This window comes from Streptomyces sp. NRRL F-4489, from assembly GCF_001509485.1.
Taxonomy (GTDB): domain Bacteria; phylum Actinomycetota; class Actinomycetes; order Streptomycetales; family Streptomycetaceae; genus Streptomyces.
Genome location: NZ_LLZI01000101.1, coordinates 48,214 through 72,274, shown reverse-complemented (window position 1 = coordinate 72,274; position 24,061 = coordinate 48,214). Strand labels below are relative to the sequence as shown.

Below are 24,061 nucleotides of genomic sequence, written 5' to 3'. Positions count from 1 at the left end.
CGCCGGCCCGGGGGGCGGTTCGCCGGTCCGTACGGCGGCTCGGGTGCGCTCCCGGTAGCCGGGGCGGGTGGTCCGGCGGCCACCGGGCCGTACGGGATCGCGTCGGCCAGCCGGGTCGGATCAGCCGCGGCCCGGCATCGGGGTCAGCCCCGCCGGGCCGCGAGGGCGCAGGACAGGGCCGCGGCGGCGGCCGCCAGCGGCAGGGCGGCGGCGAACGGCAGCCAGGGCACGAGGACGGTGCCGCGCTGCGAACCGGTGATCATGCCGGTCAGCGCGGCGTTCGCGGGCGAGGCGCCCACCACCAGGAGCAGCAGCGCGGCGACCAGCCCGGTAGGCACGCCCCACCCGGAGCGGCCCAGCACCGGCCAGGAGCACAGCGCGCCGGCCGCGCTCCCCAGCAGCAGGCAGACCAGCGCGGTCAGCAGCCCGGCGCCGGCCGCGGGCCCCACCGGGACGGCGGTCCGGTGGCCGGCGGAATACGGGTCGGACAGCAGCGCCACGAAGGCCGCCCCGGCGAGCGCGAGGAGCAGCGCGGCACCGGCCGCGGTGAGCAGCGCGGCCAGTTGCGCCCGGCCCGGTCCGGCGGCCGCGGCGGCGCAACTCCGGGCGGCGGGCGGCTCGTTGGTGGCGCAGATCCGGGTCAGCCAGACGGTGGCCGGCAGCAGCCCTGCGGCGGCGTAGCCGTACGCGTCCAGGAGGGGGCCGCCGGCCTGGACACCGATGGCGAGGAACGCCGCGTACACCAGGAACGGCGGCAGCCAGCGGTGCGAACGGGCCAGCAGCGCCGCCTGGTAGCGGACCAGCGCGGTCAGGGAGGCGGTCATGGGCGGGGGTGCTCTCCGGGGGCGGTCGTTCCGGGACCGGCCTTACGGGAGCCGGGCGGAAGGTGAACGGGCGCGGGCGGACCCGGCGGCCGGTGGCCGGGGGTGCGCGGTCCGGGGGTGCGCGGTCCGGGCGCGCCGTGGTGGTGGTCGGGCGTACGGGTGCCCGGCGGCCGGTAACCGGGGGCCTGCGGGCCGGGCGGCGGGCCCGGTGCGGTGACCGTGCGGATGTGCCAGGGCGGGTGCGCCGTGAGCAGAGCCCGGAGCAGGGCGTCGGAGTGCGCGGCCGGGACGGTCAGCAGGGTCGTGCCACCGGGGCCGGGCGCGGTCTCCGGGGCGCCCGGCAGGGCCGCGGGCGGCGGGCTGCCCGGCGGCCCCTCGGCCTCGATGACGGCCACCGGGCCGCGGTGACCGGCCGGGTTGCCCGCGTCCACAGCTTCCGCAACGTCCACCGGGCCCACCGCATCCACGGCCTCCACCGGGTACGCCACGTCCTCCGGGCCCCATGGGGCCACCGCATCCGCCGCGTCCGCCGCATCCGCAGCGCCCTCCGGCTCGGCGGCCGCACCGGGCGGTACCGGGCGCAGCCGCCCGTCCTCGACCCGGTAGCGGGCGCTCTCGGCCCCGGCCAGCCGGTGCGGGTCGTGGTCCACGAAGACCACGGTGCCGCCGGCCGCGACGCGTTCGGCGACCGCGCGGTCGAGGAGGTCCCGGGCGGCCGGGTCCAGACCGGTCCACGCCTCGTCCAGGACCAGCAACTCCGGCTCGGCCAGCAGGGCCTGGGCGACCGCGACCTTCTGGCTGGTCCCCTTGGACAGCTCCGCCAGCGGCGTCCTGGCGTGCCCGGCGGCGCCGAGACGCTCCAGCCACGCGGCGGCGCGGCGGGCCGCCTCCGGGGTCCGCAGACCGTGGACGCGGCCCAGGTGGGCGAGGTAGCCGGCGGCGGTGAACGGCAGGGCGGCCGGGAAGCGTTCGGGCACGTAGGCGGTCCGCGGGCGGCCGGTGATCCGGCCGGTGGTGGGCCGGTCGAGCCCGGCGAGCAGCCGCAGCAGGGTGGACTTGCCGCTGCCGTTGGCGCCCTCGACGCGCACCAGCGCGCCGGCCGGCACGTCGAGCCGCACCTCCCGCAGGATCCAGGGCCCGCGCAGGCCGTAGCGCCGGCCCACCCCCTCCAGCCGCATCCGCTGCGCCACCTGCTGCCGCCCCGGCATCCGCCGCCCCTCCCCCGGTGCCTGTCCCCAACGCCGCGGAGCCCGCGCCCCGGTCCCCACGTCCCGGTCCCCGCGTCCCGCTGCCGGTCGAACGGTAGCCGGGGCGGGCGCGCGGCGCGGCGCCGGGGGCGGGTCCGGCGGCGGGCGGCGCGGGCGGGCACGGGGCGCTGTCAGTGGCGGCTGGCAGACTTGATCGCGTGACCAGTACCGAGACCGCCGGCCCGGCCGGCGACGACAGCCCTCACAGCGGCCCGCGCGACGGCGGCGCGGCGCGCGAGCCCGCGGCGGCGGCGCCGGAGTACGTGCTGCCGCTCGTGGTCCGACTGGAGCGGACCGCGCCGCCGGAGCGGACGGACGCCCTGGAGACCGCCGCCCGCGCGGTGCTCACCCTGCTCGCCGACGAGCGCGCCACGGGAAGCGGCGAGTGGGCGCGAGCGGTGCGGGACTGGCAGGACTCCCGGATACGGAAGGTGGTGCGGCGGGCGCGCGGCGCCGAGTGGCGGCGGGCCGCGGCGCTGCCGGGCCTGACGGTCACCGGCCGCACGGCCGAGGTGCGGATCTTCCCACCGGTGCCGCTGGACGGCTGGCCCAAGGAACTGGCCAAACTCCAGGTCTCCGGGACGGAGCTGGACGACCCCCGGCCGCCCGGGCAGCCGCCCGCCGCGGCGCCGGTGCTCTGGCTCAACCCCGAGCTGGAGATGTCCGCCGGCAAGGCCATGGCGCAGGCCGGGCACGGCGCGCAGCTGGCCTGGTGGGCCCTGTCCGCGGCCGACCGGGAGGCGTGGCACGCGGCCGCCTTCCCCCTGGCCGTCCGGACCGCCCCGCCCGCGGCCTGGCAGCCCCTGACAACCAGCGGCCTGCCGGTCGTACGCGACGCCGGCTTCACCGAGATCGCCCCCGGCTCCTGCACCGTGATCGCCGACCATCCGTCCCTGCGCGGCTCGGCGATACCGACCGCCCGCTGACCGCGGCCACCGCCCCCCACCGCCGCAGCCGCAGCCGCAGCCGCCGGGAGCATCGCTCACCCGACCGTGCCGGGCCCGCGCCCGCCTGCCCGGCCGGTCGGCGCGGGCTTCGCCCGGACCCACGGTTTGACCCCGAGCTTGCCCGTCGTTCCCAGGTCTAGGTGCGGGGTCACGATGACCGGATCGGCGCCGGCCTTCGCCCGGACCCGTACCTGCGGGACGTTCACCGGCGTACCGGACTCCGTGGTGTTGCGCCACACCAGGCCGGCGGTCGCCGACCCGCCGGGTGCCAGCGTGACGGGCCGGGGCCGCTCGTCGGTTCCGTCGCCGGTGGTGATCTCGCCGCTGCCGTGAAGGAGGGTGATGCCGTGGACGGGTCGGAGGTCGCCGTCCAGGAGTTCCAGCAGCGGGTAGCCCTCAAGGGTGTACGGGCGGGTGCCGCAGTTGCGGTCGCGGCGACGACCGACGAGAGGGACATGGCTCTTCGCATCCGATCGCCTCACCAGGGCACGAGCCGCCCGCGCGTGATGGAGGATAATTCCGGTCACAAACGCGTCACACGCACCCGTGCCCGGACGAACTGGCCCCCGTTCCCGCCGCGTTGTCAGTGCCATCCGCTATGAAGTCCGTAGAGATCCGAGAGGACCTCCGAGAAGAGATCCGCAGGTAAGCGATGGCCGACCGCGGTCATTCGGACCAGAGGGGGACGCAGCGCATGAGCGAGCAGCCGGTATTCGTCCTGGGGGACGGCCTCCAGGCACTGGAGCCCGCCGGGTTCGAGACGGAGGAGGAGTTCCAGCAGCTCCTGGCCCGGCATCCCCGGGTGCTGGATTTCGGACGGCTGGCGGACGGGCAGCCGCTGCGGCTGACGCTGGTGGCCCGCGAGATGGGTGTGGCCACGAGTACGGAGAGCGGCCCGGCGTACTGGCTGGACCATCTCTTCGTCGACGCGGACGGCGTACCGACCCTGGTGGAGGTCAAGCGGGCCGGCGACACCCGCATACGCCGCGAAGTCGTGGGCCAGATGCTCGATTACGCCGCCAACGGCGCCCGCTATTGGCCGGCCGCCCTGCTCCAGCGCGCTTTCGAGGAGACGTGCCAGGCCGATGGCCGGCCGCTGGAGGAGGCGTATGGCGAACTGCTCGGGGAGCGGGCTCCGGAGGAATTCTGGGCGCTGGTGGAGGAACGTCTGTCGGCCGGGCAGATGCGGCTGGTATTCGTGGCCGACCGCATTCCGGTGGAACTGCGGGCGATCGTGGAATTCCTGAACGGGCAGCTGCGGCAGACGGATGTGTACGCGGTCGAGTTGACCCAGTACAAGGGCAGCGGCGATCTGCGCGTACTCGTCCCCCGCATACACGGAGACGTCGCCGGCGCGGCGAAGGCTCCGCCCCGGCAGCGCGGTCCGCAGCGGAAGAGGACCCGGGCGGAGATCGACGCGGCGCTCGAGGGCCGGTGCGCTCCGGAGGTGCGCCGGGCGGCGCGGCTGCTGCTCGACCACGCGGAGGCGCATGGCCGCCTGGTGGGCGGCACCGCCACATACCCGAGCATGAATGTCTATTACCGGACGGCGGAAGGGGAATTGCCGGTCGGGACGCTCTCCTTGTACGACGGCCCGGCGGAGGAGCAGTTCTCGTTCAGTTTCGGGGCGATTACCAGGCGGTTCGGAATCGGCGCGGCCGCCGCTTTCGCGGATGCCCTGCCGGCCGTGGGCGGGCTCGGGGAGAAGTTGGCCAAGCAGCGGGCGTCGGGGTACGGCGGATGGCCGTCCGTGCCGGTGGCGGCCCTGGCCGCCGAGCCCGGCGCGGTGGAGAAGATGCTGGCCGCGATCGAGCAGTTGGTGGGCGGCCGGGCGTCTTCCTCCTGATTCAGGATTCAGGATTCAGGGTTCACAATGCAGGATGCAGGATGCAGGATTCAGGTAGGTCAGGTCGGGAGGGAGTCCGTCTGCGCCGCCGGGGTGGCCAGGACGAGGGGGATGTCCCGGGTCGTCGTGGTGCGGTAGGCCGCGTACGAGGGCATCGCGGCGATGACGAGCGGCCGGAGGCGGGCCGCCTCGGCCGCGGTGGCCGGCCGGGCCGTGGCCGGGAAGGCGGCCGGACCGACCTGGAGGGTGACGTCGGGGGTGGCGAGCAGGTTCAGGTACCAGGCCGGATGGCGGTCCGCGCCCGCGTTGGAGGCGGTCAGGACGTACGCGTCCCCGGCCCGGACGTATGCCAGAGCCGTGCGGCGCGGCAGGCCGGACCGGCGGCCCCGGGTGGTCAGCAGGAGGTCGTTCATCCCGGGGCGGGGGCGGCCGCCGGTCTCCTCGAAGCGGCGGATGTGGGCGGCGACCCAGGGAGTCGGGCTGTCGTGGACCGCGCGCGTCATCCGGCCGCCACCCCCGCGGGCGTACGGTGCAGGGTCGGGGCCTCGGCCTCGTCCAGCAGGGCGCGGGCGAAGTCGCCCGGGGTGATCCGGCTGCCGGCGGCGGCCGGGGCGAACGCGTAGCGGCCCGACGGCTGGCCCTCGTGGTCGAAGTCGCCGGCCGGGCTGAGGACCAGCCAGTCCAGCGTGTGCGGGGCGGCCGCCCGCAGTGCCTCGTTGCCGGCGCCGTGGCCGAGGTAGAACTCCCGCCATTCCTGGGGGTATCCGGGGGTGTCCATGAGCAAGTCGCCCGACGCGGTGGGGAGGACGGACGCCAGGCCGACCGCCACCAGCCGTTTCACGCCCGCGGCCGGGAGGCCGCCCTCCGCGAGGGCGCGGGCGACGGCGGGGAAGAAGTCGCCGGGGGGTGCGCCCGGCGCGTGGACGGAGACGATCGCCGCGTCGTGGCCGGCGGCGAGCCGCGCCACGGCCCCGGGGTCCGTCACGTCCCCGTCGGCCCGTCCGGCCGCGGTGACCGCGCGGCCCCGCCGCCGGGCCTCCGCCACGGCCGCCCGGCCCACCCGGCCGCCCGCTCCGAACACGGCGATTCCGCTGTGATGTGCTGCCATGCCCGGGAGCGTAGGCCGATGGCTGGTTACCGATCGGATACCGGCCTTACGGTGTGGACATGACGAAGCCGTTGGCCGAACGGGCGCCGCTGGACCCCGAGCTGTTCGACCCCGTCTGCCCGTCCCCGCTGGCGCCGTTCCGAGTGGGCGACAAGTGGGCCGGGATGGTCCTGCGGTGCCTGGAGGGCGGCCCGCGCCGGTTCTCGGAACTGAAGGTGCCGCTGCGCGGTGTCACGGCCAAGTCGCTGACGCAGTCCCTGCGCGGGCTGGAGCGGGCCGGGTTCGTCGCGCGGGAGGAGTACGGCGGGGCGGAGCGCCGGGTCGCGTACGCGCTGACGCCGCTCGGCCGGGGTCTGCTGGGGCCGCTGGACGCGGCGTGCGCGTGGACGCGGGACCACTGGGACGAGCTGATCGACGCCCACGAGCAGGGCACCGCACCCGCCGGGGGCCGTGTGCGCGGCGGGTCGTAGCGTGTGGCCATGCTGACCTCGCTCATCGGCTTCACCGTGGTGGCCGCGCTGCTGACGATCTCGCCCGGCCCCGACTTCGCCGTGGTGCTGCGGACCGCGCTCGGCTCCGGGCGGCGGGCCGCGCTGTGCAGTGCGCTGGGCATCGCCACCGGGTGCTTCGTCTGGGGGCTGGCCGGGGCGGCCGGGCTGACGGCGATGCTGGCCGCCTCGCGGGCCGCGTACGACGCGCTGCGGGTGGCCGGGGCGCTGTATCTGGTCTGGCTCGGCGTGCAGGCGCTGCGGGCCGCCCGGCGGCAGCGGGCCGGGGAGGGCACGGTGGAGCGGGGGGCCGCCGGGGCCGCGCCGGCCGGTCCGGCCGGCGGGGAGGCACCGGCCGGGTCCGCCGCCGTCCCGGTCGGTCCGGGGCGGGCGTTCCGCACCGGGCTGCTGACCAACGTCCTCAACCCCAAGGTCGGTGTGGTCTACCTCTCCCTCCTGCCGCAGTTCATCCCGCACGGCGCCCCGGTGGTCGGCACCACACTGCTGCTGGTGGCGGTGCACGCGGCGCTGGGCGTGCTGTGGCTGGGCGGTATCACGCTCGCGGTGCACCGGGCCCGGGCGGTGCTCCAGCGCCCGGGGGTCCGGCGGCGGCTGGACCAGGCGACCGGCGGGGTGCTGGTCGCGCTGGGCGCGGCGGTGGGGCTGGAGGCCGCCCGCTGACGCCCGGCCCGGCGCGACGGGACCGCGGCGAACCGCCCCGCATCACCCGCCGGCCCCCGCCCGCACCACGACCGGACGATCCGGCAACCGAAGCTCAAATCGAGCTCTGAACCGCGCCGTTGGGCGATTACCCGGCGTCCGCGCGGCAAGCAGTATCCCGACCACGGGAGCGAGAGGGGGAGCCGTGCGGCGCCTGGGGACCGGAATCGGCTGGCGGCCGGAGATCGCCGCGGAGATCGCCGCCCTGCCCGGCATCGACTGGGTGGAGGTGGTGGCCGAGAACGTCTGCCCGGGCCATCTGCCCGATGCGCTGCGGGAGTTGCGGACGCGCGGGACGACGGTGGTCCCGCACGGGGTCTCGCTCGGCCTCGGCGGCGCGGACCGCCCCGACCCCGGGCGGCTGGCCGCGCTCGCCGAGCGGGCCACCGCACTGGACGCGCCGCTGGTCACCGAGCACATCGCGTTCGTACGGGCCGGGGGCCCGCTCACCGCGTCCCCGGTGCTGGAGGCCGGGCACCTGCTCCCGGTGCCCCGCACCCGCGACGCGCTGGACGTCCTGTGCGAGAACGTGCGGATCGCCCAGGACGCGCTGCCGGTGCCGCTGGCGCTGGAGAACATCGCCGCGCTGTTCTCCTGGCCGGACGAGGAGTTGACGGAGGGTCAGTTCCTGGCGGAGCTGGTGGCGCGGACCGGCGTCGGGCTGCTGATCGACGTCGCCAACCTCCACACCAACCACGTCAACCGCGGCGAGAACCCGGCCGAGGCGCTGGACGCGCTGCCGCTGGAGGCGCTGGCGTACGTCCATGTCGCGGGCGGCGTCGAACGGGACGGGGTCTGGCACGACAGCCACGCCCACCCGGTGACCCGGCCGGTGCTGGACGTCCTGGCGGAGCTGTGCGCCCGGACGGAACCGCCCGGCGTACTGCTGGAACGCGACGACGACTTCCCGGCCGGCGGCGCGCTGGCCGCCGAACTCGACGCGATCCGCGGTGTGGTGGAGGGGGCCCGGCATGTCGAGGCAGTCTGAGACGGCGGCCGGGGAGGCGGCGGGGGCCACAGGCCCGGGGACGGCGGCCGGGGAACCAGGAACCGGGGCCGGGACCGGAACCGCTACCGACCCGGCCCGGCACCGGCTGGCCCTCGCCCAGACCGCGCTGCTGTCCGCGCTGGTCGCCGGGACGCCGGTGCCGGAGGGGTTCGACCGGGCCCGGCTGCGGGTGCAGAGCCGGGCGCTGGCCGCCAAACGGGCCGGGGTGGTCGCCAAGGTGGCGCCGGAGCTGCCGGACCTGCTCGGCGCGGACTACCGGACGGCCTTCCTCGAGTACGCCCGGCACCGCCCGATGCGCGGCGGCTACCGCCAGGACGCCCTGGACTTCGCGGCGTTCCTGCTGGCCCGGAAGCGCCCGGTGGACCGGGCGGCCCGGCGGGAGCTGGCCCGCTGGTGGCGCGACCGCTCCGGCCCGCGCCCGCCCTCCGGACGCGCCGCCGCCCGCCTGGCCCGCGCCGCACTCCACCGGGCGCGCCCCCTCCGGCCCCTCCGACTCCTCCGGCAGCACCGCGTGAGCCCGTAGTAGCCCGCGGCGCAAGCACTCGCCCCAACCCCCACCCCACCACCCCCGTTACCGCAGCACACGCCCCCACCATCCGCATCGTGAGATACCTAATAGCGGCCGGCCCCCGCGTCCCGTAGAACCTGCGCCATGTGGCTCCTCTTCCTTCTTCTCGCCTGGGTCGCGGCGGTGGTCTCCTGCGTCCGGGTCTGCCGCCGGGCGCTCGCCGCGGGCCTGGCCGCGCACCGCGCGCCGGACGCCCCGCCGGAGTCCGGGCCGGTGCCCGGCGGGCTGACGCTGTACGAGACGGCGTACCTCTCCGGCGGCCCGCACCGGCTCGCCGATGTCGTCCTGGTCCTGATGGCCCATCAGCGCCGGCTGCACCTCGCCCACACCGGCTGGGCCACCGTCGTCGACCCGGTCGGCCACGACCCGGTCGAGCGCGCCACGCTCACCGCGATAGGCCCCGGCGGGCAGCGCCGCATACCGGCCGTACGGCACGCCCTGGCCACCGCCGACGCGGTCCGCGGGCTGGCCGACCGGCTGGTGCGCGCCGGGCTCGCGCTGCCCGCCGCGACCCGTACGGGCATCGGCGCGGCGGTCCGCCAGGTGCGGGTCGCCGCCCTGGTGGTGCTGCTGGCCGCCGGCGCGACGTACTGGATGGCGCCGCCGGGGGCGGACAACCGGGTGGTGCTGGCGTGGTTCGCGCTCCCCCTGGTGCTGACCCTCGGCACCTGGGCCGTCGCTCGCGCCGAGGCCCACCCGTACACCGGCTGGGCCACCGAGGCCGGCCGGGCGCTGCTGCGGGACGGGCGGTCCGGCGGGCCGGAGAGACCGGAGCCGGCGCCGGCCGGGCTGGCGGGGCTGGCGCTGCACGGGCCCGAGGCGCTGGCCGATCCGGGTTTGCGGGCGGCGCTCCACTCTTCCGGGGCATAGCGCCCGACACCGCCGTCCGGTGCTTTACTTCGCCACCAATCGGCCCAACTATCCCTTTTGTATGCCCACCGTGCGGCCCAGTGCAGCGCGCCCCGAACGGGAGCCGGCGCACCGCGCACCACGCACCATACGAAGGGACGGCTCGTGAGAGCACTTGCGTTGTACGGCGCCCTCGGGTCGCTGGTCCTGTCCGGCCTGGCCTCCGCACCGGCCGGCGGTGCCGTCCGCGACCCGGCGGCGCCGCCCGCCCCCGTCCACCCCCTCACCTTCGGCCGGTGCGCGGCCGTGGAGCACCTCCCGCCCAGCGTCGAGTGCGGCACCCTGACCGTGCCGCTCGACTACGCGCGCCCCAACGGCAAGAAGATCAAGCTGACGGTGAGCCGGGCCCGGGCCACCGCGCCCCGCGAGCGGCAGGGCGCGCTGGTCTTCAACCCCGGCGGCCCCGGCGCCTCCAGCATGCAGTTCCCGCTCTACGGGACGCTGCCGACCTGGCACCGCGCCGCCCGCGCCTACGACTTCGTCGGCTACGCGCCCCGGGGCGTGGGCCGCAGCGCGCCGCTGTCCTGCCAGGACCCCAAGGAGTTCGCCCAGGCGCCCACCGACAGCCCGCGCCACCCCAGCGAAGCCTTCAAGCGGCAGAAGGTGGCCGAGGCCCGGGCGTACGCGCGCGGCTGCGCCCAGCGGGCCGGCGCCGACCTGCCATTCTACAACTCGGTCAACAACGCCCGCGATCTGGACATGCTGCGGGCCGCGCTCGGCGAGAAGAAGCTGACGTTCATGGGCGCGTCCTACGGGACGTACTTCGGCGCGGTGTACGCGACGCTGTTCCCCGGCCACGTCCGCCGGATGATCTTCGACAGCGTGGTCAACCCCGAGCCGAGGCAGATCTGGTACCGCAACAACCTCGACCAGAGCACCGCCTTCGAACGCCGCTGGCACGACTGGCTGCGCTGGGTCGCCAAGCACCACGCCACCTACCACCTGGGCACCACCGAGCAGGCCGTGCAGCGGGCGTACGACGGCGCGCTGGAGCGGGTGCGCCGCAAGCCGGTCAACGGGCGGATCGGGCCCGGCCAGCTCCAGTCGGCGTTCCTGAAGACCGGCTACAACGACGCGTTCTGGCCGATGCGCGCCGAGGCGCTGGCGAAGTTCAGCCGCGGCGACGCCCGGCCGCTGATCGCCCAGGCGATGCCCGGCGGCGACGGCCGGGCCGAGGAGAACGCCAACGCCGTCTACACCGCCGTGGAGTGCAACGACGCGGCCTGGCCGCGCAGTTGGCGGACCTGGGACCGGGACAACACCGCGCTGGCCCGCACCGCGCCGTTCGAGACCTGGGACAACGTGTGGATGAACCTGCCGTGCGCGTTCTGGCCGGACCGCCGGGAGCTGGCGGCGCACGACCTCGCCGACGCGGTCCGGCACACCGCCCACCGCGCCCCCGGCGGCTCACCGGCCGCCGGTGAGCTGGCGGACGCCTCCCGGCGCGCCGCCGCCACCGACCTGGACGACGCGCTGCACGGGCAGCGCGGTCCGCTGGACGTCCGCACCGAGCCCGGCGCGCTGCCGCCGGTGCTGCTGCTGGCCGCCGAGCGGGACGCGGCCACCCCGTACCCGGGGGCGCTGGAGCTCCAGCGGCGGCTGGCCGGCTCGTCCCTGGTCACCGAGCGCGGCGCGGGCACGCACGGCATCGCGCTCGGCGACAACGCCTGTGTGAACAAGTACGTCGAGGCGTATCTGCTGCACGGGAAGGTGCCCGGGCACCGGGTGTACTGCGCACCGCGCGCCGAGCCCGTACCGGGGCAGTCGCCGCAGCGGGCCCGGCAGGCGCTGGTGCAGCCGGTGAAGGGGATGAAGGGGAAGTAGCCGCCCCTTCCGGTAATGCCGGACGGGCGGGCCGTCCCCCAGGGGGCGACCCGCCCGTCCGCCGTTACCGGGGCCGTCAGGCCAGGCCGGCGACCAGCTCGGAGACGGCCTTGCGGCGGCCGGTGTAGAACGGGATCTCCTCGCGGACGTGCCGGCGGGCCTCGGAGCCGCGCAGGTGGCGCATGAGGTCGACGATGCGGTAGAGGTCGTCGGCCTCGAAGGCGAGGATCCACTCGTAGTCGCCGAGCGAGAACGAGGGGACGGTGTTGGCGCGGACGTCGGGGAAGCCGCGGGCCATCTTGCCGTGGTCGGCGAGCATCCGGCGGCGGTCCTCGTCGGGGAGGAGGTACCACTCGTAGGAGCGCACGAAGGGGTAGACGCTCACGTAGTCGCGGGGCCGCTCGTCGGCGAGGAAGGCCGGGATGTGCGACTTGTTGAACTCGGCGGGGCGGTGCAGCGCCATGTTCGACCAGACCGGCTCCAGCGCGCGGCCCAGGCGGGTGCGGCGGAAGCGGTTGTACGCGTCCTGCAGCGCGTCCGAGCTCTCCGAGTGCCACCAGATCATCACGTCGGCGTCGGCGCGCAGACCGGAGACGTCGTACGTGCCGCGGACCACGACGTCCTTGGCCGCGAGCTGCTCGAACAGCTCCTCGACCTCGTCGGCGTAGCCGGCCCGGTCCTCGGGCAGCACATCGCGCAGCTTGAAGACCGACCAGAGGGTGTAGCGGATGACCTCGTTGAGGTCCTTGGCCTTCTTGCCGGCGTGGGGGATCTTTTCGGGAGCGGGGGTGGAAGCGTCTGTCATGCCTTCCATTCTCACTCGCCGCCCGCGGAACCCGCCGGGAGGGTCCCCAGGATCTCGTCGGCGGCCCGCCGGGCCGAGCCGACGCAGGCCGGGATGCCCACGCCGTCGTAGAGCGCGCCGCAGACCCGCAGCGGGGCGGGCAGGCCGGCGACCGCCGCGCGGATCCGGGCGACGCGGTCCACGTGGCCGACGGTGTACTGGGGCAGCCCGGCGTCCCAGCGGGTGACCGTGGCGGCCACCGGGCGGGCGGTCAGGCCGACCGCCTCGGCGAGGTCGGCGCGGGAGAGCCCGACGAGGTCCGCGTCGTCCCGCGCGAGATCGGCCTCGTCGCCGTAGCGGCCCACGGAGGTGCGCAGGACGAAGAGGTCCGGGCCGGCCTCGGCGATCCAGTTCCACTTGCTGCTGGCGAAGGTGGACGCCTTGATCCGGCGGCCGTCGACCGGCGGCACCAGGAAGCCGCTGCCGCCGGGCACGGCGGGCAGGTCGGCGCGGCGGAAGGCCATGGTGACCAGCGCCATCGAGGCGTACTCGACGGCGTCCAGGACCCCGGCGGCGGCCGGGGCGGCGGGGCGGAGCAGGCCGGCCGCGGCGGGCGCCGGCACGGCCAGGACGACCGCGTCGGCGGTGAGCGTCCGGTCGCCGGCGAGGATCTGCCAGCCGCCGCCGTCCGGGCGCAGCTCGCGCACCGGGGTGCGCGGCAGGATCGCGCCGCCGGCCCGGCGCACGGCGTCGGCGACCGCGCCGGGCAGGGTGCCGATGCCGCCGGCCAGGCCCATGAAGACCGGGCCGGTGGCGGCCATGCCCTCGGCGACGTCGGCCGCGGCACGCGCCTGGAGTTCGCGGACGCCCTCGATCAGCGAGCCGCCGCGCCGCGCCGCCTCGAACAGCTGCGGGACGGCGGCGCGCATCGAGATGCGGTACGCGTCGCCGGCGTAGACCCCGCCGAGCAGCGGCTCGACGAGCCGGTCGACGACCTCCCGGCCCAGCCGGGCCGCGACGTACTCGCCGACGCCGATGTCGTCGCCGGTCTCGGTGTCCGGCAGCGTCCGGTCCCGTTCGATGCGCGCCAGGCCCTCCGGGGAGAGCACGCCGGAGGCGGCGAGCGGCGCGAGGTCGCCGGGGACGCCCATCACATGGCCCTTGGGCATCGGGCGCAGCGCGCCGCGGGTCCACAGGGCGGCGGTGGCGGTGCCGGGCGGCTGGAGCCGCTCGCCGAGCCCCACGGCCCGCGCCAGCTCGACCGCCTCCGGCCGCCGGGCCAGCATCGACTCGGCGCCGAGATCGACCGGTACGCCCGCGATGTCACCGGCCAGCAGCTTGCCGCCGAGCCGGTCCGAGGACTCCACGAGGGTCACCCGGGCACCGCCCGCCAGCAGCCGGTGCGCGGCGGCCAGCCCCGCGATCCCGCCGCCGATGACCACGACATGACCGGGCTCCGGGCCCGTACCGGTGTGCGCTGTACTCATGCGTCCACTGTCTCAGAGGAGGTCAGGGCGCCTCCGGGGCGGTCCCGGGGCGCGGGCCGCCGGGGGCGTCCGGCCGCGCGCGGGGGCCGTCCGGCCGTGACCTCTTCGAGATCCACGACGCGCAACCGCCGGGCGGGCTCCGCCGTCGAAGCGGCAATGGAATACGGCCCGTTGGGACCGGCGGCCCGTATGCCGCCCGCCCCGGCGGTCGCCTACGGAAGGGGAACCACGGACATGCGGGGCATACGGGGACAGCGCGGCGGGCGGCCACCGGGGGCGCGGCGGGTCGGCGGGGCGACGGTGCTGGTGCTGGCGGTGTCGCTGGCGGCGGCGGGCTGCTCCTCGGGGGCGAGCGGGCGGACGTCGACGGCCGACGCGGCGGCCGGACCGGGCGCGGGCGCCGCCGCCCCGCAGCAGCCGGGCGCCCGGGCGGGCACGGCCGGCCCGGGCGCCGGCGCCACGCCCTCGGCCGTACGGGCCAAGGCGGCGCGGATCGTACGGACCGCGACGCTCACCGTGCGGACCGGCGATGTGGCCGGGGCGCTGGCCCGGGCCCGCGCCGCCGCCACCGACGCGGGCGGATACGCGGCGGACGAGACCACCGACCGCGACCCGGACGGCCGGGACCGCTCGAAGCTGGTGCTGCGGGTGCCGCCGGACCACTACGACGCGCTGCTCAAGCGGCTGTCCGGGCTCGGCACGGTGCTCGCCCGCGAGGTGGCGGCCAAGGACGTCACCGACCAGGTGGTGGACACCGACAGCCGGGTGAAGTCCCAGCGGGCCAGCGTCGAGCGGATCCGGGCGCTGATGGACCGCGCGTCCTCGATCAGCGACATCACCGCCCTGGAGGCCGAACTGAGCAGCCGGGAGGCGAACCTGGAGTCCCTGGAGGCCCAGCTCGCGTCCCTGAAGGACAGCACCGGCGCGGCCACCGTCACGCTGCTGCTGCGGCAGCCCGGCGCGACCGAGGATCCGTCGCCGGACCGCGGCACCTCGTTCGGCGACGCGCTCGCGGACGCCTGGCACGCCTTCACCGGCGCGGCCCGCTGGGTCCTGGTGGCGCTCGCGGCGGTCCTGCCGTTCGCGCTGGCGGGCGGGGGGCTGTACGCGCTGTGGCGGGCGGTGCGGGGGCGCCTCCCGGGAGGCGCGCGGCGGCGGGCGCGGGGGAAGCGGGGCGGGGCGGCGAACGGCCCCGGGACGCCCGGCGCGACCGGCACGCCCGCCGAGCACCGGACGGCCGACCAGCCCATGACGCCGCACGAGGCCCCCGCCCCCGGCGAGCCCCAGGGTGACCGATCACCCCGTTGACAGCGGGCGGCGGCGGGCAAAGACTCGGGGCGGCGGGCGGCGATCTTCGTCCGTCCGCCGCCCGAGCCCGGTACCGCGAGGACGGCCCGCGCAGCGCGCGCGGCGCCGGACCGCGACGACAGCGAGGACGCAGCCTGATGACCGAGCCACACGCGGGTGAGACCGTGCGGGACGTCTACATCGTCGACGCGGTACGGACACCGGTCGGCAAATACGGCGGCGCGCTGGCCGGCATCCGCCCCGACGACCTCGCCGCCCACGTGGTGCGCGCCCTGGTCGACCGCACCCCCGGGCTCGACCCGGCCCGGATCGACGACGTGTACTTCGGCGACGCCAACGGCGCGGGCGAGGACAACCGCAACGTGGCGCGGATGGCGGTGCTGCTGGCCGGGCTGCCGGCGACCGTCCCGGGCGTCACGGTCAACCGCCTGTGCGGGTCCGGCCTGGAGGCGGTCATCCAGGCGGCCCGCGCCATCGCGCACGGCGACGCGGAGATCGCGCTGGCCGGCGGGGTGGAGTCGATGAGCCGGGCGCCGTACGTGCTGCGCAAACCGGACCGGGCGTTCCCCGCGGGCCATCAGGAGATGTTCTCCTCCACGCTCGGCTGGCGGATGGTCAATCCGCGGATGGCCCCGGAGTGGACGGTGTCGCTGGGCGAGGGCGCCGAGCTGGTCGCCGACACGCACGGCATCACCCGGGAGCAGCAGGACGTGTTCGCGCTGGCCAGCCATCAGAAGGCGGTCCGGGCCTGGGCGGCGGGGGCCTACGACGCCGAGGTGGTGCCGCTGCCCGACGTGGACCTCCTCCGCGACGAGACGGTCCGGGAGAACTCCTCGCTCGGCGCGCTGTCGAAGCTGAAGCCGGTCTTCCGGCCGGAGGGCGGCACGGTCACCGCCGGGAACTCCTCCCCGCTCAACGACGGCGCCGCGGCGCTGCTCCTGGTGAGCGAGGAAGGGCTGCGGGCCACCGGGCGCGAGCCGCTGGCCCGGATCCGGGCCAGCGCGGTGACCGGGATCGAGCCGCAGCTGTTCGGGCTGGGGCCGGTCGAGGCGGTCCGCCGGGCGCTGGTCCGGGCCGGGCGGGGCTTCGGCGACCTCGCGGTCTGCGAGCTGAACGAGGCGTTCGCGGCCCAGGCGCTGGGCTGCCTCGCCCAGTGGCCGGAACTCGACCCCACGCTGGTCAATCCGCGCGGCGGCGCCATCGCCATCGGCCATCCGCTGGGCGCCTCCGGGGCCCGGCTCGCCGGCGCGGTCGCCCACCAGCTCGCCGCCCGCGGCGCGGGCACCGGCCTGGCGGCCCTGTGCATCGGCGTCGGCCAGGGCCTGGCGCTGGTACTGGAGCGCTGAGGGGCGGGACGGAACGCCGGGGAGCCGGGGCGCGCGCTGTGAACCGCGCGCCGGTTCCCCGTTTCGGCGCGCGCCCGGCGCCGCCATCGGGCACACTCGTCCAGCAATCAACTACTCCCCTTGATCAACCACTCCCGTTGATCAACCACCCCTTCGGTCAACCGTCCCCGTTGATCAAAGGTGGTTGACCAACTGTCCCCGTTCTCCCGGAGGTTGGCGCGATGGCCCTGCTCGAACCCAAGGACTGGAACTCCCTGCGCGGCGGTCCGGCCGAGGCGGTGGAGCCCGCGACGGGCGCGGTGCTGGGCGAGCTGACGCTGGCCGCGCCCGCCGATGTCGCGGACGCCGCGGTCGCGGCCGCGGCGGCGCAGCGGGACTGGGCGCGCAGACCGTACACCGAGCGGGCCGCGGTGCTGCGCCGGGCCGGCGATCTGATCCACCGGCACGCCGCGGAGATCGGCGAATGGCTCGTACGGGAGGCCGGCAGCGTCCGCGGCAAGGCCGAGTTCGAGATCCGCACCGCGGCCGAGGAGTGCTACGAGGCCGCCGCGCTGGCCCACCGCCCGCTCGGCGAGGTGCTGCCCTCGGGCGCGCCCCGGCTGTCGTTCACCACCCGGATCCCGGCCGGGGTGGTCGGCGTGATCGCGCCGTTCAACGTCCCGCTCGTCCTGGCCATGCGCTCGGTGGCCCCGGCCCTGGCGCTGGGCAACGCCGTCGCCCTCAAGCCGGACCCGCGGACGGCGGTGTGCGGCGGGCACGTCCTGGCGGCGGTGTTCGCCGAGGCCGGGCTGCCGGAAGGGCTGCTGCACGTACTGCCGGGCGGCGCGGACGCCGGGCGGGCGCTGGTCGAGGACCCGCGGGTGCGGATCATCTCGTTCACCGGCTCGACCGCGGCCGGCCGCAGCGTCGGCGAGCTGGCGGCCCGGCACCTGAAGCGGGCCCACCTGGAGCTCGGCGGCAACAGCGCCTTCCTCGTCCTGGAGGACGCCGATCTGGACGCCGCGATGTCCACCGCCGCCTGGGCGTCCTTCTTCCACCAGGGGCAGGTGTGCATGACGGCCGGCCGCCACCTGGTGCACGCCGCTCGCTACGAGGAGTACGTGGAGCGGCTGGCGGCGAAGGCGGACGCGCTGACGGTCGGGGACCCGTTCCGCGCGGAGGTCCACCTCGGCCCGGTCATCGACCGCGGACAGCTGGGGAAGATCGACGCGCTGGTACGGGAGAGCGCCGCGGCGGGCGTCCGGATCGCCGCCGGCGGCACCCACGAGGAGCTGTTCTACCGGCCCACGGTGCTCGCCGACGCCCGCCCGGCCGCCGATGGTCCGGGCACGGTGGGCGCCAGCCCCGCCTACGGGCAGGAGGTGTTCGGCCCGGTGGCGCCGGTCCGGGCCTTCCGGGACCTCGACGAGGCGGTGGCGCTGGCCAACGAGTCCGCCTACGGGCTGGCGCTGGGCATCGTCACCCGGGACGCGGCCCGCGCCCTGGAGCTGGCCGACCGGATCCCGACCGGGCTGCTGCACATCAACGACCAGACGGTGAACGACGAGCCGGTGGCGGCGTTCGGCGGACTGGCCGATTCCGGGACCGGCTCCCGCTTCGGCGGGGCGGCCAACCTCGACGCGTTCACCGAGACCCGCTGGACGACGGTCCGCGCCACCCCGGCCGGCTACCCGTTCTGACCCCGCCGCCGGTCCGGTCGGCGGTGCGCGCCCGGCCCCGGTCCGCGATCATGAAACTGGGCGAAACCCGCACGTATACCACCACCACCGAGCGGTAACGATCACCTGCGTACGCAAACGAACCCAAACGAACCGAAGCGCCCGCACCCCCACGCAAGCGCACACACCCCCGACGAAAGGACCCCTCATGGCGGCCCCCGAGCGGCTCGTGGTCATCGGCGGTGACGCGGCGGGCATGGCCGCCGCCTCGCAGGCCCGCCGGCTCAAGGACCCGGACGCGCTGCGCATCACCGCGTTCGAGCGGGGCCACTTCACCTCGTACTCCGCGTGCGGGATCCCGTACTGGGTCGGCGGCGCGGTGGACGGGCCGGACGCGCTGATCGCCCGGACCGCCAAGGAGCACCGGTCCCGGGACATCGATCTGCGGCTGCGCACCGAGGTCACCGAGCTGGACCTGGACCGGGGCCGGGTGCGCACCCGGGCGCTGGACGACGGCGGCCGGGAGGAGTGGACCGGCTTCGACAAGCTGGTGCTCGCCACCGGGGCGCGGCCGCTGCGCCCGCCGCTGCCGGGCATCGACGCCCCGGGCGTGTACGGCGTGCAGACGCTGGACGACGGGCAGGCGGTGCTGCGCGGGCTGGCGGGCGCGCCGGGCCGCCGGGCGGTGGTCATCGGCGCCGGCTACATCGGCGTGGAGATGGCCGAGGCGCTGGTCCACCGCGGGTACGAGGTGACGGTGCTGGAGAAGAGCGACCAGCCGATGTCCACGCTCGACCCGGACATGGGCGCGCTGGTGCACACCGCGATGCGCGGGATGGGCATCGAGGTGGTGACGGGCGCGCAGGTCACCGAGGTGCTGACCGGCGACGGCGGGCGGGCCCGCGCGGTGGCCACCGAGGACGCCGAGTACCCGGCCGACATCGTGGTGCTGGGGATGGGCGTGCGCCCGGAGACCGCGCTGGCCAAGGCGGCCGGGCTGCCGCTGGGCGCGTCCGGGGGCCTGCGCACGGACCTGGCGCTGCGGGTCGCCGGCCAGGAGAACGTCTGGGCCGGCGGCGACTGCGTCGAGGTGCGCGATCTGATCACCGGCGAGCCCCGGCACATCCCGCTGGGCACCCACGCCAACAAGCACGGCCAGGTCATCGGCGCCAACGTGGCCGGCGGCTACGCCACCTTCCCCGGGGTCGTCGGCACCGCCGTCAGCAAGGTCTGCGATCTGGAGATCGCCCGCACCGGGCTGCTGGAGAGCCAGGCGCGGGCGGCGGGGCTCCGCTTCACGGCCGTCACCATCGAGTCGACCAGCCGCGCCGGCTACTACCCGGGCGCCCGTCCGATGCACGTCAAGATGCTCGCCGAGCGGCGCACCGGCCGGCTGCTGGGCGTGCAGATCGTCGGGCGGGAGGGCGCGGGCAAGCGGGTGGACGTCGCCGCGGTGGCGCTCACCGCCGGGATGACGGTGGAGGCGATGACCGCGCTCGACCTCGGCTACGCGCCGCCGTTCTCGCCGGTGTGGGACCCGGTGCTGGTGGCGGCCCGCAAGGCCGCCGCGGCGGTGCGGGCGGCGGGGGCCTGACCCGTACGGGCTTACGCCCCCGCCCGCCCTCAGCGCGCGGTCTGGGTGTGGACGTACTCCACGAGGCGGGTCAGCGCGTCCGGGTCGGTGTCCGGCAGGACGCCGTGGCCGAGGTTGAAGACGTGGCCGGGGAGGCCGGCGGCGGTGTCCAGGACCTCGCGGGCCTTGGCCTCGACGGCTTCCCGGGGGGCGAAGAGGACGGCCGGGTCGAGGTTGCCCTGGATCGCCTTGCCGGGGCCGGCCCGGCGGGCCGCCTCGTCCAGCGGCACCCGCCAGTCCGCGCCGACCACGTCCGCGCCGGCCTCGCCCATCAGGCCCAGCAGCTCGCCGGTGCCGACGCCGAAGTGGATGCGCGGGACGCCGTAGGAGGCGACCGCGTCGAAGACCTTGGCGGAGGCCGGCAGCACCGAGCGCCGGTAGTCGGCCGGGGCGAGCGCGCCGACCCAGGAGTCGAAGAGCTGCACGGCGCTCGCGCCGGCCTCGATCTGGACCTTCAGGAAGGCGGCGGTGATGTCCGCGAGCCGGTCGAGCAGGTCGGCCCACAGCTGCGGGTCGCCGTACATCAGGGCCTTGGTGTGCTCGTGGTTGCGGGACGGGCCGCCCTCGACGAGGTAGCTGGCGAGGGTGAACGGGGCGCCGGCGAAGCCGATGAGCGGGGTGGCGCCGAGCTCGCGGGTGAGCAGGCCGATGGCCTCGGTGACGTAGGGGACGTCGGAGGGGTCCAGCGGACGCAGCCGCTCCAGGTCGGCGCGGCTGCGGATGGGGTCGGCCACCACCGGGCCGACGCCGGGCTTGATGTCGAGGTCGACGCCGATGGCCTTCAGCGGCACCACGATGTCGCTGAAGTAGATGGCGGCGTCCACGCCGTGCCGGCGGACGGGCTGCAGCGTGATCTCGGTGACCAGCTCGGGCCGCATACAGGAGTCGAGCATCGCGATGCCCTCGCGGACCTTGCGGTACTCGGGCAGCGAACGCCCGGCCTGGCGCATGAACCACACCGGCGTGTGCGGCACCGGCTCGCGCCGGCAGGCCCGGAGGAATGCCGAGTCGTACGTAGCGGTCTGCTGCTGGCCCTTGGGGGCGTCGTTGGCGCTCACGCGGCAAATCTTCGCACGCTCCCCGCGGCACCTCCGAATGGGCGACGCGCGCACCGGGTGTCCTCCCCGTATGAACGCCGTCTTCCGCCTACCCTTCCGGGCATGGCTGCGGCTCACGAACACCTCGCGGACAGCGCGGACGAGACCCCGATCCCCTTCCGTCAGGCGGTCGAGGCGCTCCGCGCGGCACGACTGCGGCCGGAGATCGAGACCGGCCCGACGCCCGCCCCCAAACGGCTCGCCCCGTACGCGTACGCGCTGGAGGCGACGGTGGTGGAGCGCGGCGGCGGGCCGGGCGGGGAGGACCGCGATCTGGCGGACGGGCGGCTGGTGGTGCTGCACCAGCCGGCCGGCGACGAGACCTGGCAGGGCACGTTCCGGGTGGTGACGCTGGCCCGGGCGGAGCTGGAGCCGGAGATGGGCACCGATCCGCTGCTTCCGGACGTGTCATGGTCCTGGCTGACGGGGGCGCTGGAGGCGCGCGGGGTGCGCTACGGCGCGCCGAGCGGCACGGTCACCCGGGCCGGGTCGCACTACTTCGGCGGGCTGGCGCCGCGCGAGCCGGCGACCCAGATCGAGATCCGGGCGTCGTGGACGCCGGCCGAGGGGCCGGGCGGGGTGCCGGACCTGGCGGCGCACCTGGCGGCCTGGTGCGATCTGCTGTGCCAGGTGGCGGGGCTGCCGCCGGCGCCGCTGGACGCGGCCCCGGGCGGCGGGGTGGTGCCGCTGCCGCAGCGGCGCGGTCCGCAGGCCCGCTGAGCGGGAGAAAGAGCGGCGCAGCACGCGGGGACATACGTACGGAGCGGTGTCGGATGCCGCGTGTCCGGGAGGCCGGGCGCGCGGCATCCGCCGTTTCCGGTTCCGGACGGCATCGCGTACGCCTGTGATCACCTCGATGTGCACTGCGTGCTCACCTTGATCGCTCACGCATCCGATTTGCCCGAATTGCCCCTAACTAAATCGTGATCAAAGTCTAAAGTCCCGCCGGTTTACTGCCGAAGAGGTCAGTGACCCTTCAAACACGGATCATTCCGGCTTTCCCCAGCCGGCTTCCGTCCCCGCCACTCCCCAGGAGGCCCGGTGTCAGTTCTCCTTGAGCAGCCTTCGAGCCTGGTCGCCTACCGCCCGAACAAGCCGACCGCCATGGTCGTCGTGGCCGACCCCCGCGTCCGCTCCACCGTCACCCGCCACCTGTGGGCCCTCGGCGTGCGCGACGTGATCGAGGCGTCGTCCATCGCGGAGGCCCGACCCCGCATCGGCAACCCGCGCGACATCTGCGTCGCCGACGTCCACCTTCCCGACGGCTCCGGCCTGACCCTGCTGTCCGAGACCCGGGCGGCCGGCTGGCCCAACGGGCTCGCGCTGTCCGCAGCGGACGACATCGGCGCGGTGCGCAACGCGCTGGCCGGCGGCGTCAAGGGCTACGTCGTCACCGGCACCCGCACCAACCTCGGCCTGCCGGGCCGGCCGGGCGCCGCCCCGATCGGCGCCAACGCCGCCCGGATGCAGCGCCGCCCGCCCGGCGCGCCGGGGCACCCCGGCGGCTACCGCGAGCTCTCCGGACGCGAGGTCGAGGTGTTGCGGCTGGTGGCGGAGGGCCAGTCCAACAAGGCGATCGGCGTCTCGATGGGGCTGTCCGCGCTGACCGTGAAGAGCCACCTCGCCCGGATCGCCCGCAAGCTCGGCACCGGCGACCGCGCCGGAATGGTGGCGGTCGCGCTGCGCACCGGCATCATCCACTGAAAACCCCACCGCTCACCCCGTCCCGCCCGTCGAGGGAAGATTCCCCCGACGGGCGACGCGCATCCACAGATACCCTTGACTGGTGACCGACGCCCAAAAGACCGCAGCAGACACGACACTGCGAGCACCCGGAGAATCGCCTCCCGATTCCCGACCGGCGCCGGTACCCCTACTGGAACCCCGCGAGGGCATCCCGCCGGTGACCGCGACCCCGGAGGCGTTCGCCGAGGTCGTCGCCGCCTTCGCGGCCGGCCGCGGCCCGGTCGCCGTGGACGCCGAGCGCGCCTCGGGCTACCGCTACGGCCAGCGCGCCTACCTCGTCCAGCTGCGCCGCGAGGGCGCCGGCAGCGTCCTGATCGACCCGGTCGGCGTGCCCGACCTCTCCGCCCTCGGCGCGGCGATCTCCGATGCCGAGTGGGTGCTGCACGCCGCCACCCAGGACCTGCCCTGCCTGCGCGACATAGGGATGGTCCCGGACAAGCTGTTCGACACCGAGCTGGCCGGGCGGCTGGCCGGTTTCGCCCGGGTGGGCCTGGGCGCCATGGTGGAGAACGTCCTCGGCTACGCCCTGGAGAAGGGCCACTCGGCCGTCGACTGGTCCACCCGCCCGCTGCCCGAGCCCTGGCTGCGCTACGCCGCGCTCGACGTGGAGCTGCTGGTGGACCTCCGGGACGCGCTGGAGGCGGAGCTGACCCGGCAGGGGAAGCTGGAGTGGGCCCGGCAGGAGTTCGCGGCGATCGCCGCCGCTCCCCCGCCGCCGCCCCGCAAGGACCCCTGGCGCCGCACGTCCGGGATGCACAAGGTGCGCCGGCGCCGGCAGATGGCGGTGGTCCGGGAGCTGTGGACGCTGCGCGACCAGGTCGCCCAGCGGCGCGACGTCTCGCCCGGCAAGGTCCTCGGCGACGCGGCGATCATCGAGGCGGCGCTCGGCCTGCCGCCGAACGCCCACGCGCTGGCCGCGCTGCCCGGCTTCGGGCACCGGATGGGCCGGCGCCAGCTGGAGCAGTGGCAGGCCGCCGTGGACCGCGCCCGGGCGCTGCCGGACAGCGAGCTGCCGCAGCCCGGCCAGCCGCTCAACGGCCCCCCGCCGCCCCGCTCGTGGGCCGACAAGGACCCGGCCGCGGCGGCCCGGCTGACCGCCGCCCGGGCCGCGGTGACGGCGCTCGCCGAGCGGCTGAATCTGCCCCAGGAGAACCTCATCGCGCCGGACACGGTGCGCCGGCTGTGCTGGGAGCCGCCGGCCGGTCCGACCCCGGAGGCGGTCGCCGATGTCCTGGCCGGACACGGCGCCCGCCCCTGGCAGATCGAACTGACCGCGCCGGTCCTGACCGAGGCCCTGGTGGCCAACGGCTCCTGACCCGGTCCCGCTTCACCGCCCGACGGCCCCGGCCGCGCCCTTCCCCGGCGCGCCCGGGGCCGTTCGCGTGCGCGCACCCGGCGGGTTCCGGCCACCCGGCGGTGTGACGTTCGCCGCTCCGGGCGAGGGGGGTGTGCAGCATGGTTACCCGTAAGTAGCATGGGCGTGTGACGCGTCCTCGGGGCGCGCCCGCAGCA

The 24,061-nt window shown here is 76.1% G+C and carries 20 protein-coding genes and 2 pseudogenes; 14 read left to right on the top strand and 8 right to left on the bottom strand.

From position 1 onward, the window contains the following. Nucleotides 1–143: 143 nt before the first annotated feature. Nucleotides 144–824 (bottom strand): ABC transporter, encoded by a 681-nt coding sequence (locus ADL22_RS10235; protein WP_234430628.1) that lies wholly within the window; start codon nt 822–824, stop codon nt 144–146. 215 nt (nt 825–1,039) lie between these two features. Next, nucleotides 1,040–2,002, bottom strand: a pseudogene (locus ADL22_RS33745) (ABC transporter ATP-binding protein); the annotation flags it as partial. Nucleotides 2,003–2,229: 227 nt separating this feature from the next. Here ADL22_RS33745 and ADL22_RS10225 point away from each other — a divergent pair. Further along, on the top strand, nt 2,230–2,997 hold the full coding sequence (locus ADL22_RS10225) for a peptidyl-tRNA hydrolase (RefSeq protein WP_066976011.1): 768 nt from the start codon (nt 2,230–2,232) through the stop codon (nt 2,995–2,997). 56 nt (nt 2,998–3,053) lie between these two features. Here ADL22_RS10225 and ADL22_RS10220 read toward each other — a convergent pair whose 3' ends face one another. Continuing rightward, nucleotides 3,054–3,500, bottom strand: a complete 447-nt coding sequence (locus ADL22_RS10220; protein WP_420711551.1) for a DUF4232 domain-containing protein — start codon at nt 3,498–3,500, stop codon at nt 3,054–3,056. Nucleotides 3,501–3,712: 212 nt separating this feature from the next. Between ADL22_RS10220 and ADL22_RS10215 the strand changes: the two genes are divergently transcribed. Beyond that, the gene (locus ADL22_RS10215) at nt 3,713–4,864 is read left to right on the top strand and encodes a hypothetical protein (RefSeq protein ID WP_066976009.1); all 1,152 of its coding nucleotides are present in this window, start codon (nt 3,713–3,715) and stop codon (nt 4,862–4,864) included. A 59-nt stretch (nt 4,865–4,923) separates the two neighbouring features. On the opposite strand, the gene ADL22_RS10210 is transcribed toward ADL22_RS10215, so the two are convergent. Together ADL22_RS10210 and ADL22_RS10205 are read right to left on the bottom strand one after the other, a co-directional pair. Then, complete coding sequence (locus ADL22_RS10210) at nt 4,924–5,367, bottom strand: nitroreductase/quinone reductase family protein (protein ID WP_066976007.1); 444 nt, start codon at nt 5,365–5,367, stop codon at nt 4,924–4,926. Next, nucleotides 5,364–5,972, bottom strand: coding sequence for an NAD(P)-dependent oxidoreductase (locus tag ADL22_RS10205; RefSeq protein WP_066976005.1), 609 nt, complete (start codon nt 5,970–5,972; stop codon nt 5,364–5,366). Before ADL22_RS10205 ends, ADL22_RS10210 begins: the two co-directional genes overlap by 4 nt. 59 nt (nt 5,973–6,031) lie before the next feature. On the opposite strand from ADL22_RS10205, the gene ADL22_RS10200 reads away from it, so the two are divergent. The 5 genes and pseudogenes from ADL22_RS10200 (at nt 6,032) to ADL22_RS10180 (ending at nt 11,490) form a co-directional block, all read left to right on the top strand. Continuing rightward, nucleotides 6,032–6,442: a winged helix-turn-helix transcriptional regulator gene (locus ADL22_RS10200; protein ID WP_066976003.1), complete on the top strand. Its 411-nt coding sequence runs from the start codon at nt 6,032–6,034 to the stop codon at nt 6,440–6,442. A gap of 9 nt (nt 6,443–6,451) precedes the next feature. Continuing rightward, nucleotides 6,452–7,141 carry a LysE family translocator gene (locus ADL22_RS10195; protein WP_066976002.1) on the top strand — a complete coding sequence of 230 codons (690 nt, stop codon included), beginning with the start codon at nt 6,452–6,454 and terminating at the stop codon, nt 7,139–7,141. 184 nt (nt 7,142–7,325) lie between these two features. Then, nucleotides 7,326–8,712 (top strand): annotated as a pseudogene (locus ADL22_RS10190) (DUF692 domain-containing protein). 129 nt (nt 8,713–8,841) lie between these two features. Beyond that, nucleotides 8,842–9,627: a TIGR04222 domain-containing membrane protein gene (locus ADL22_RS10185; protein WP_066976000.1), complete on the top strand. Its 786-nt coding sequence runs from the start codon at nt 8,842–8,844 to the stop codon at nt 9,625–9,627. 144 nt (nt 9,628–9,771) lie between these two features. Further along, nucleotides 9,772–11,490: an alpha/beta hydrolase gene (locus ADL22_RS10180; RefSeq protein ID WP_234430626.1), complete on the top strand. Its 1,719-nt coding sequence runs from the start codon at nt 9,772–9,774 to the stop codon at nt 11,488–11,490. 76 nt (nt 11,491–11,566) lie between these two features. Here the strand turns inward: ADL22_RS10180 and hemQ are convergent, their stop codons facing one another. Then, nucleotides 11,567–12,304 (bottom strand): hydrogen peroxide-dependent heme synthase, encoded by a 738-nt coding sequence (gene hemQ / locus ADL22_RS10175; protein ID WP_066975995.1) that lies wholly within the window; start codon nt 12,302–12,304, stop codon nt 11,567–11,569. Between the two features lie 2 nt (nt 12,305–12,306). Then, the gene (gene hemG / locus ADL22_RS10170) at nt 12,307–13,761 is read right to left on the bottom strand and encodes a protoporphyrinogen oxidase (RefSeq protein ID WP_066975993.1); all 1,455 of its coding nucleotides are present in this window, start codon (nt 13,759–13,761) and stop codon (nt 12,307–12,309) included. A gap of 234 nt (nt 13,762–13,995) precedes the next feature. Between hemG and ADL22_RS10165 the strand changes: the two genes are divergently transcribed. The 4 genes from ADL22_RS10165 (at nt 13,996) to ADL22_RS10150 (ending at nt 19,667) form a co-directional block, all read left to right on the top strand. Beyond that, the gene (locus ADL22_RS10165; RefSeq protein ID WP_079063995.1) at nt 13,996–15,069 is read left to right on the top strand and encodes a DUF4349 domain-containing protein; all 1,074 of its coding nucleotides are present in this window, start codon (nt 13,996–13,998) and stop codon (nt 15,067–15,069) included. Nucleotides 15,070–15,206: 137 nt separating this feature from the next. Then, complete coding sequence (locus ADL22_RS10160; RefSeq protein WP_066975989.1) at nt 15,207–16,415, top strand: thiolase family protein; 1,209 nt, start codon at nt 15,207–15,209, stop codon at nt 16,413–16,415. 221 nt (nt 16,416–16,636) lie between these two features. Then, nucleotides 16,637–18,094 (top strand): aldehyde dehydrogenase family protein, encoded by a 1,458-nt coding sequence (locus ADL22_RS10155; protein ID WP_066975987.1) that lies wholly within the window; start codon nt 16,637–16,639, stop codon nt 18,092–18,094. 187 nt (nt 18,095–18,281) lie between these two features. Continuing rightward, nucleotides 18,282–19,667 (top strand): FAD-dependent oxidoreductase, encoded by a 1,386-nt coding sequence (locus ADL22_RS10150; RefSeq protein WP_066975985.1) that lies wholly within the window; start codon nt 18,282–18,284, stop codon nt 19,665–19,667. Nucleotides 19,668–19,696: 29 nt separating this feature from the next. Here the strand turns inward: ADL22_RS10150 and hemE are convergent, their stop codons facing one another. Further along, complete coding sequence (gene hemE / locus ADL22_RS10145; RefSeq protein ID WP_066975982.1) at nt 19,697–20,764, bottom strand: uroporphyrinogen decarboxylase; 1,068 nt, start codon at nt 20,762–20,764, stop codon at nt 19,697–19,699. A 102-nt stretch (nt 20,765–20,866) separates the two neighbouring features. Here hemE and ADL22_RS10140 point away from each other — a divergent pair, with 102 nt between their 5' ends. The 3 genes from ADL22_RS10140 to ADL22_RS10130 all read left to right on the top strand — a co-directional run bounded on the left by ADL22_RS10140 (nt 20,867) and on the right by ADL22_RS10130 (nt 23,864). Beyond that, complete coding sequence (locus ADL22_RS10140; protein WP_066975980.1) at nt 20,867–21,523, top strand: DUF3000 domain-containing protein; 657 nt, start codon at nt 20,867–20,869, stop codon at nt 21,521–21,523. Nucleotides 21,524–21,844: 321 nt separating this feature from the next. After that, nucleotides 21,845–22,507 carry a response regulator transcription factor gene (locus ADL22_RS10135; protein WP_066975978.1) on the top strand — a complete coding sequence of 221 codons (663 nt, stop codon included), beginning with the start codon at nt 21,845–21,847 and terminating at the stop codon, nt 22,505–22,507. Nucleotides 22,508–22,589: 82 nt separating this feature from the next. Next, nucleotides 22,590–23,864: a ribonuclease D gene (locus ADL22_RS10130; RefSeq protein WP_079063994.1), complete on the top strand. Its 1,275-nt coding sequence runs from the start codon at nt 22,590–22,592 to the stop codon at nt 23,862–23,864. Nucleotides 23,865–24,061: the final 197 nt, after the last annotated feature.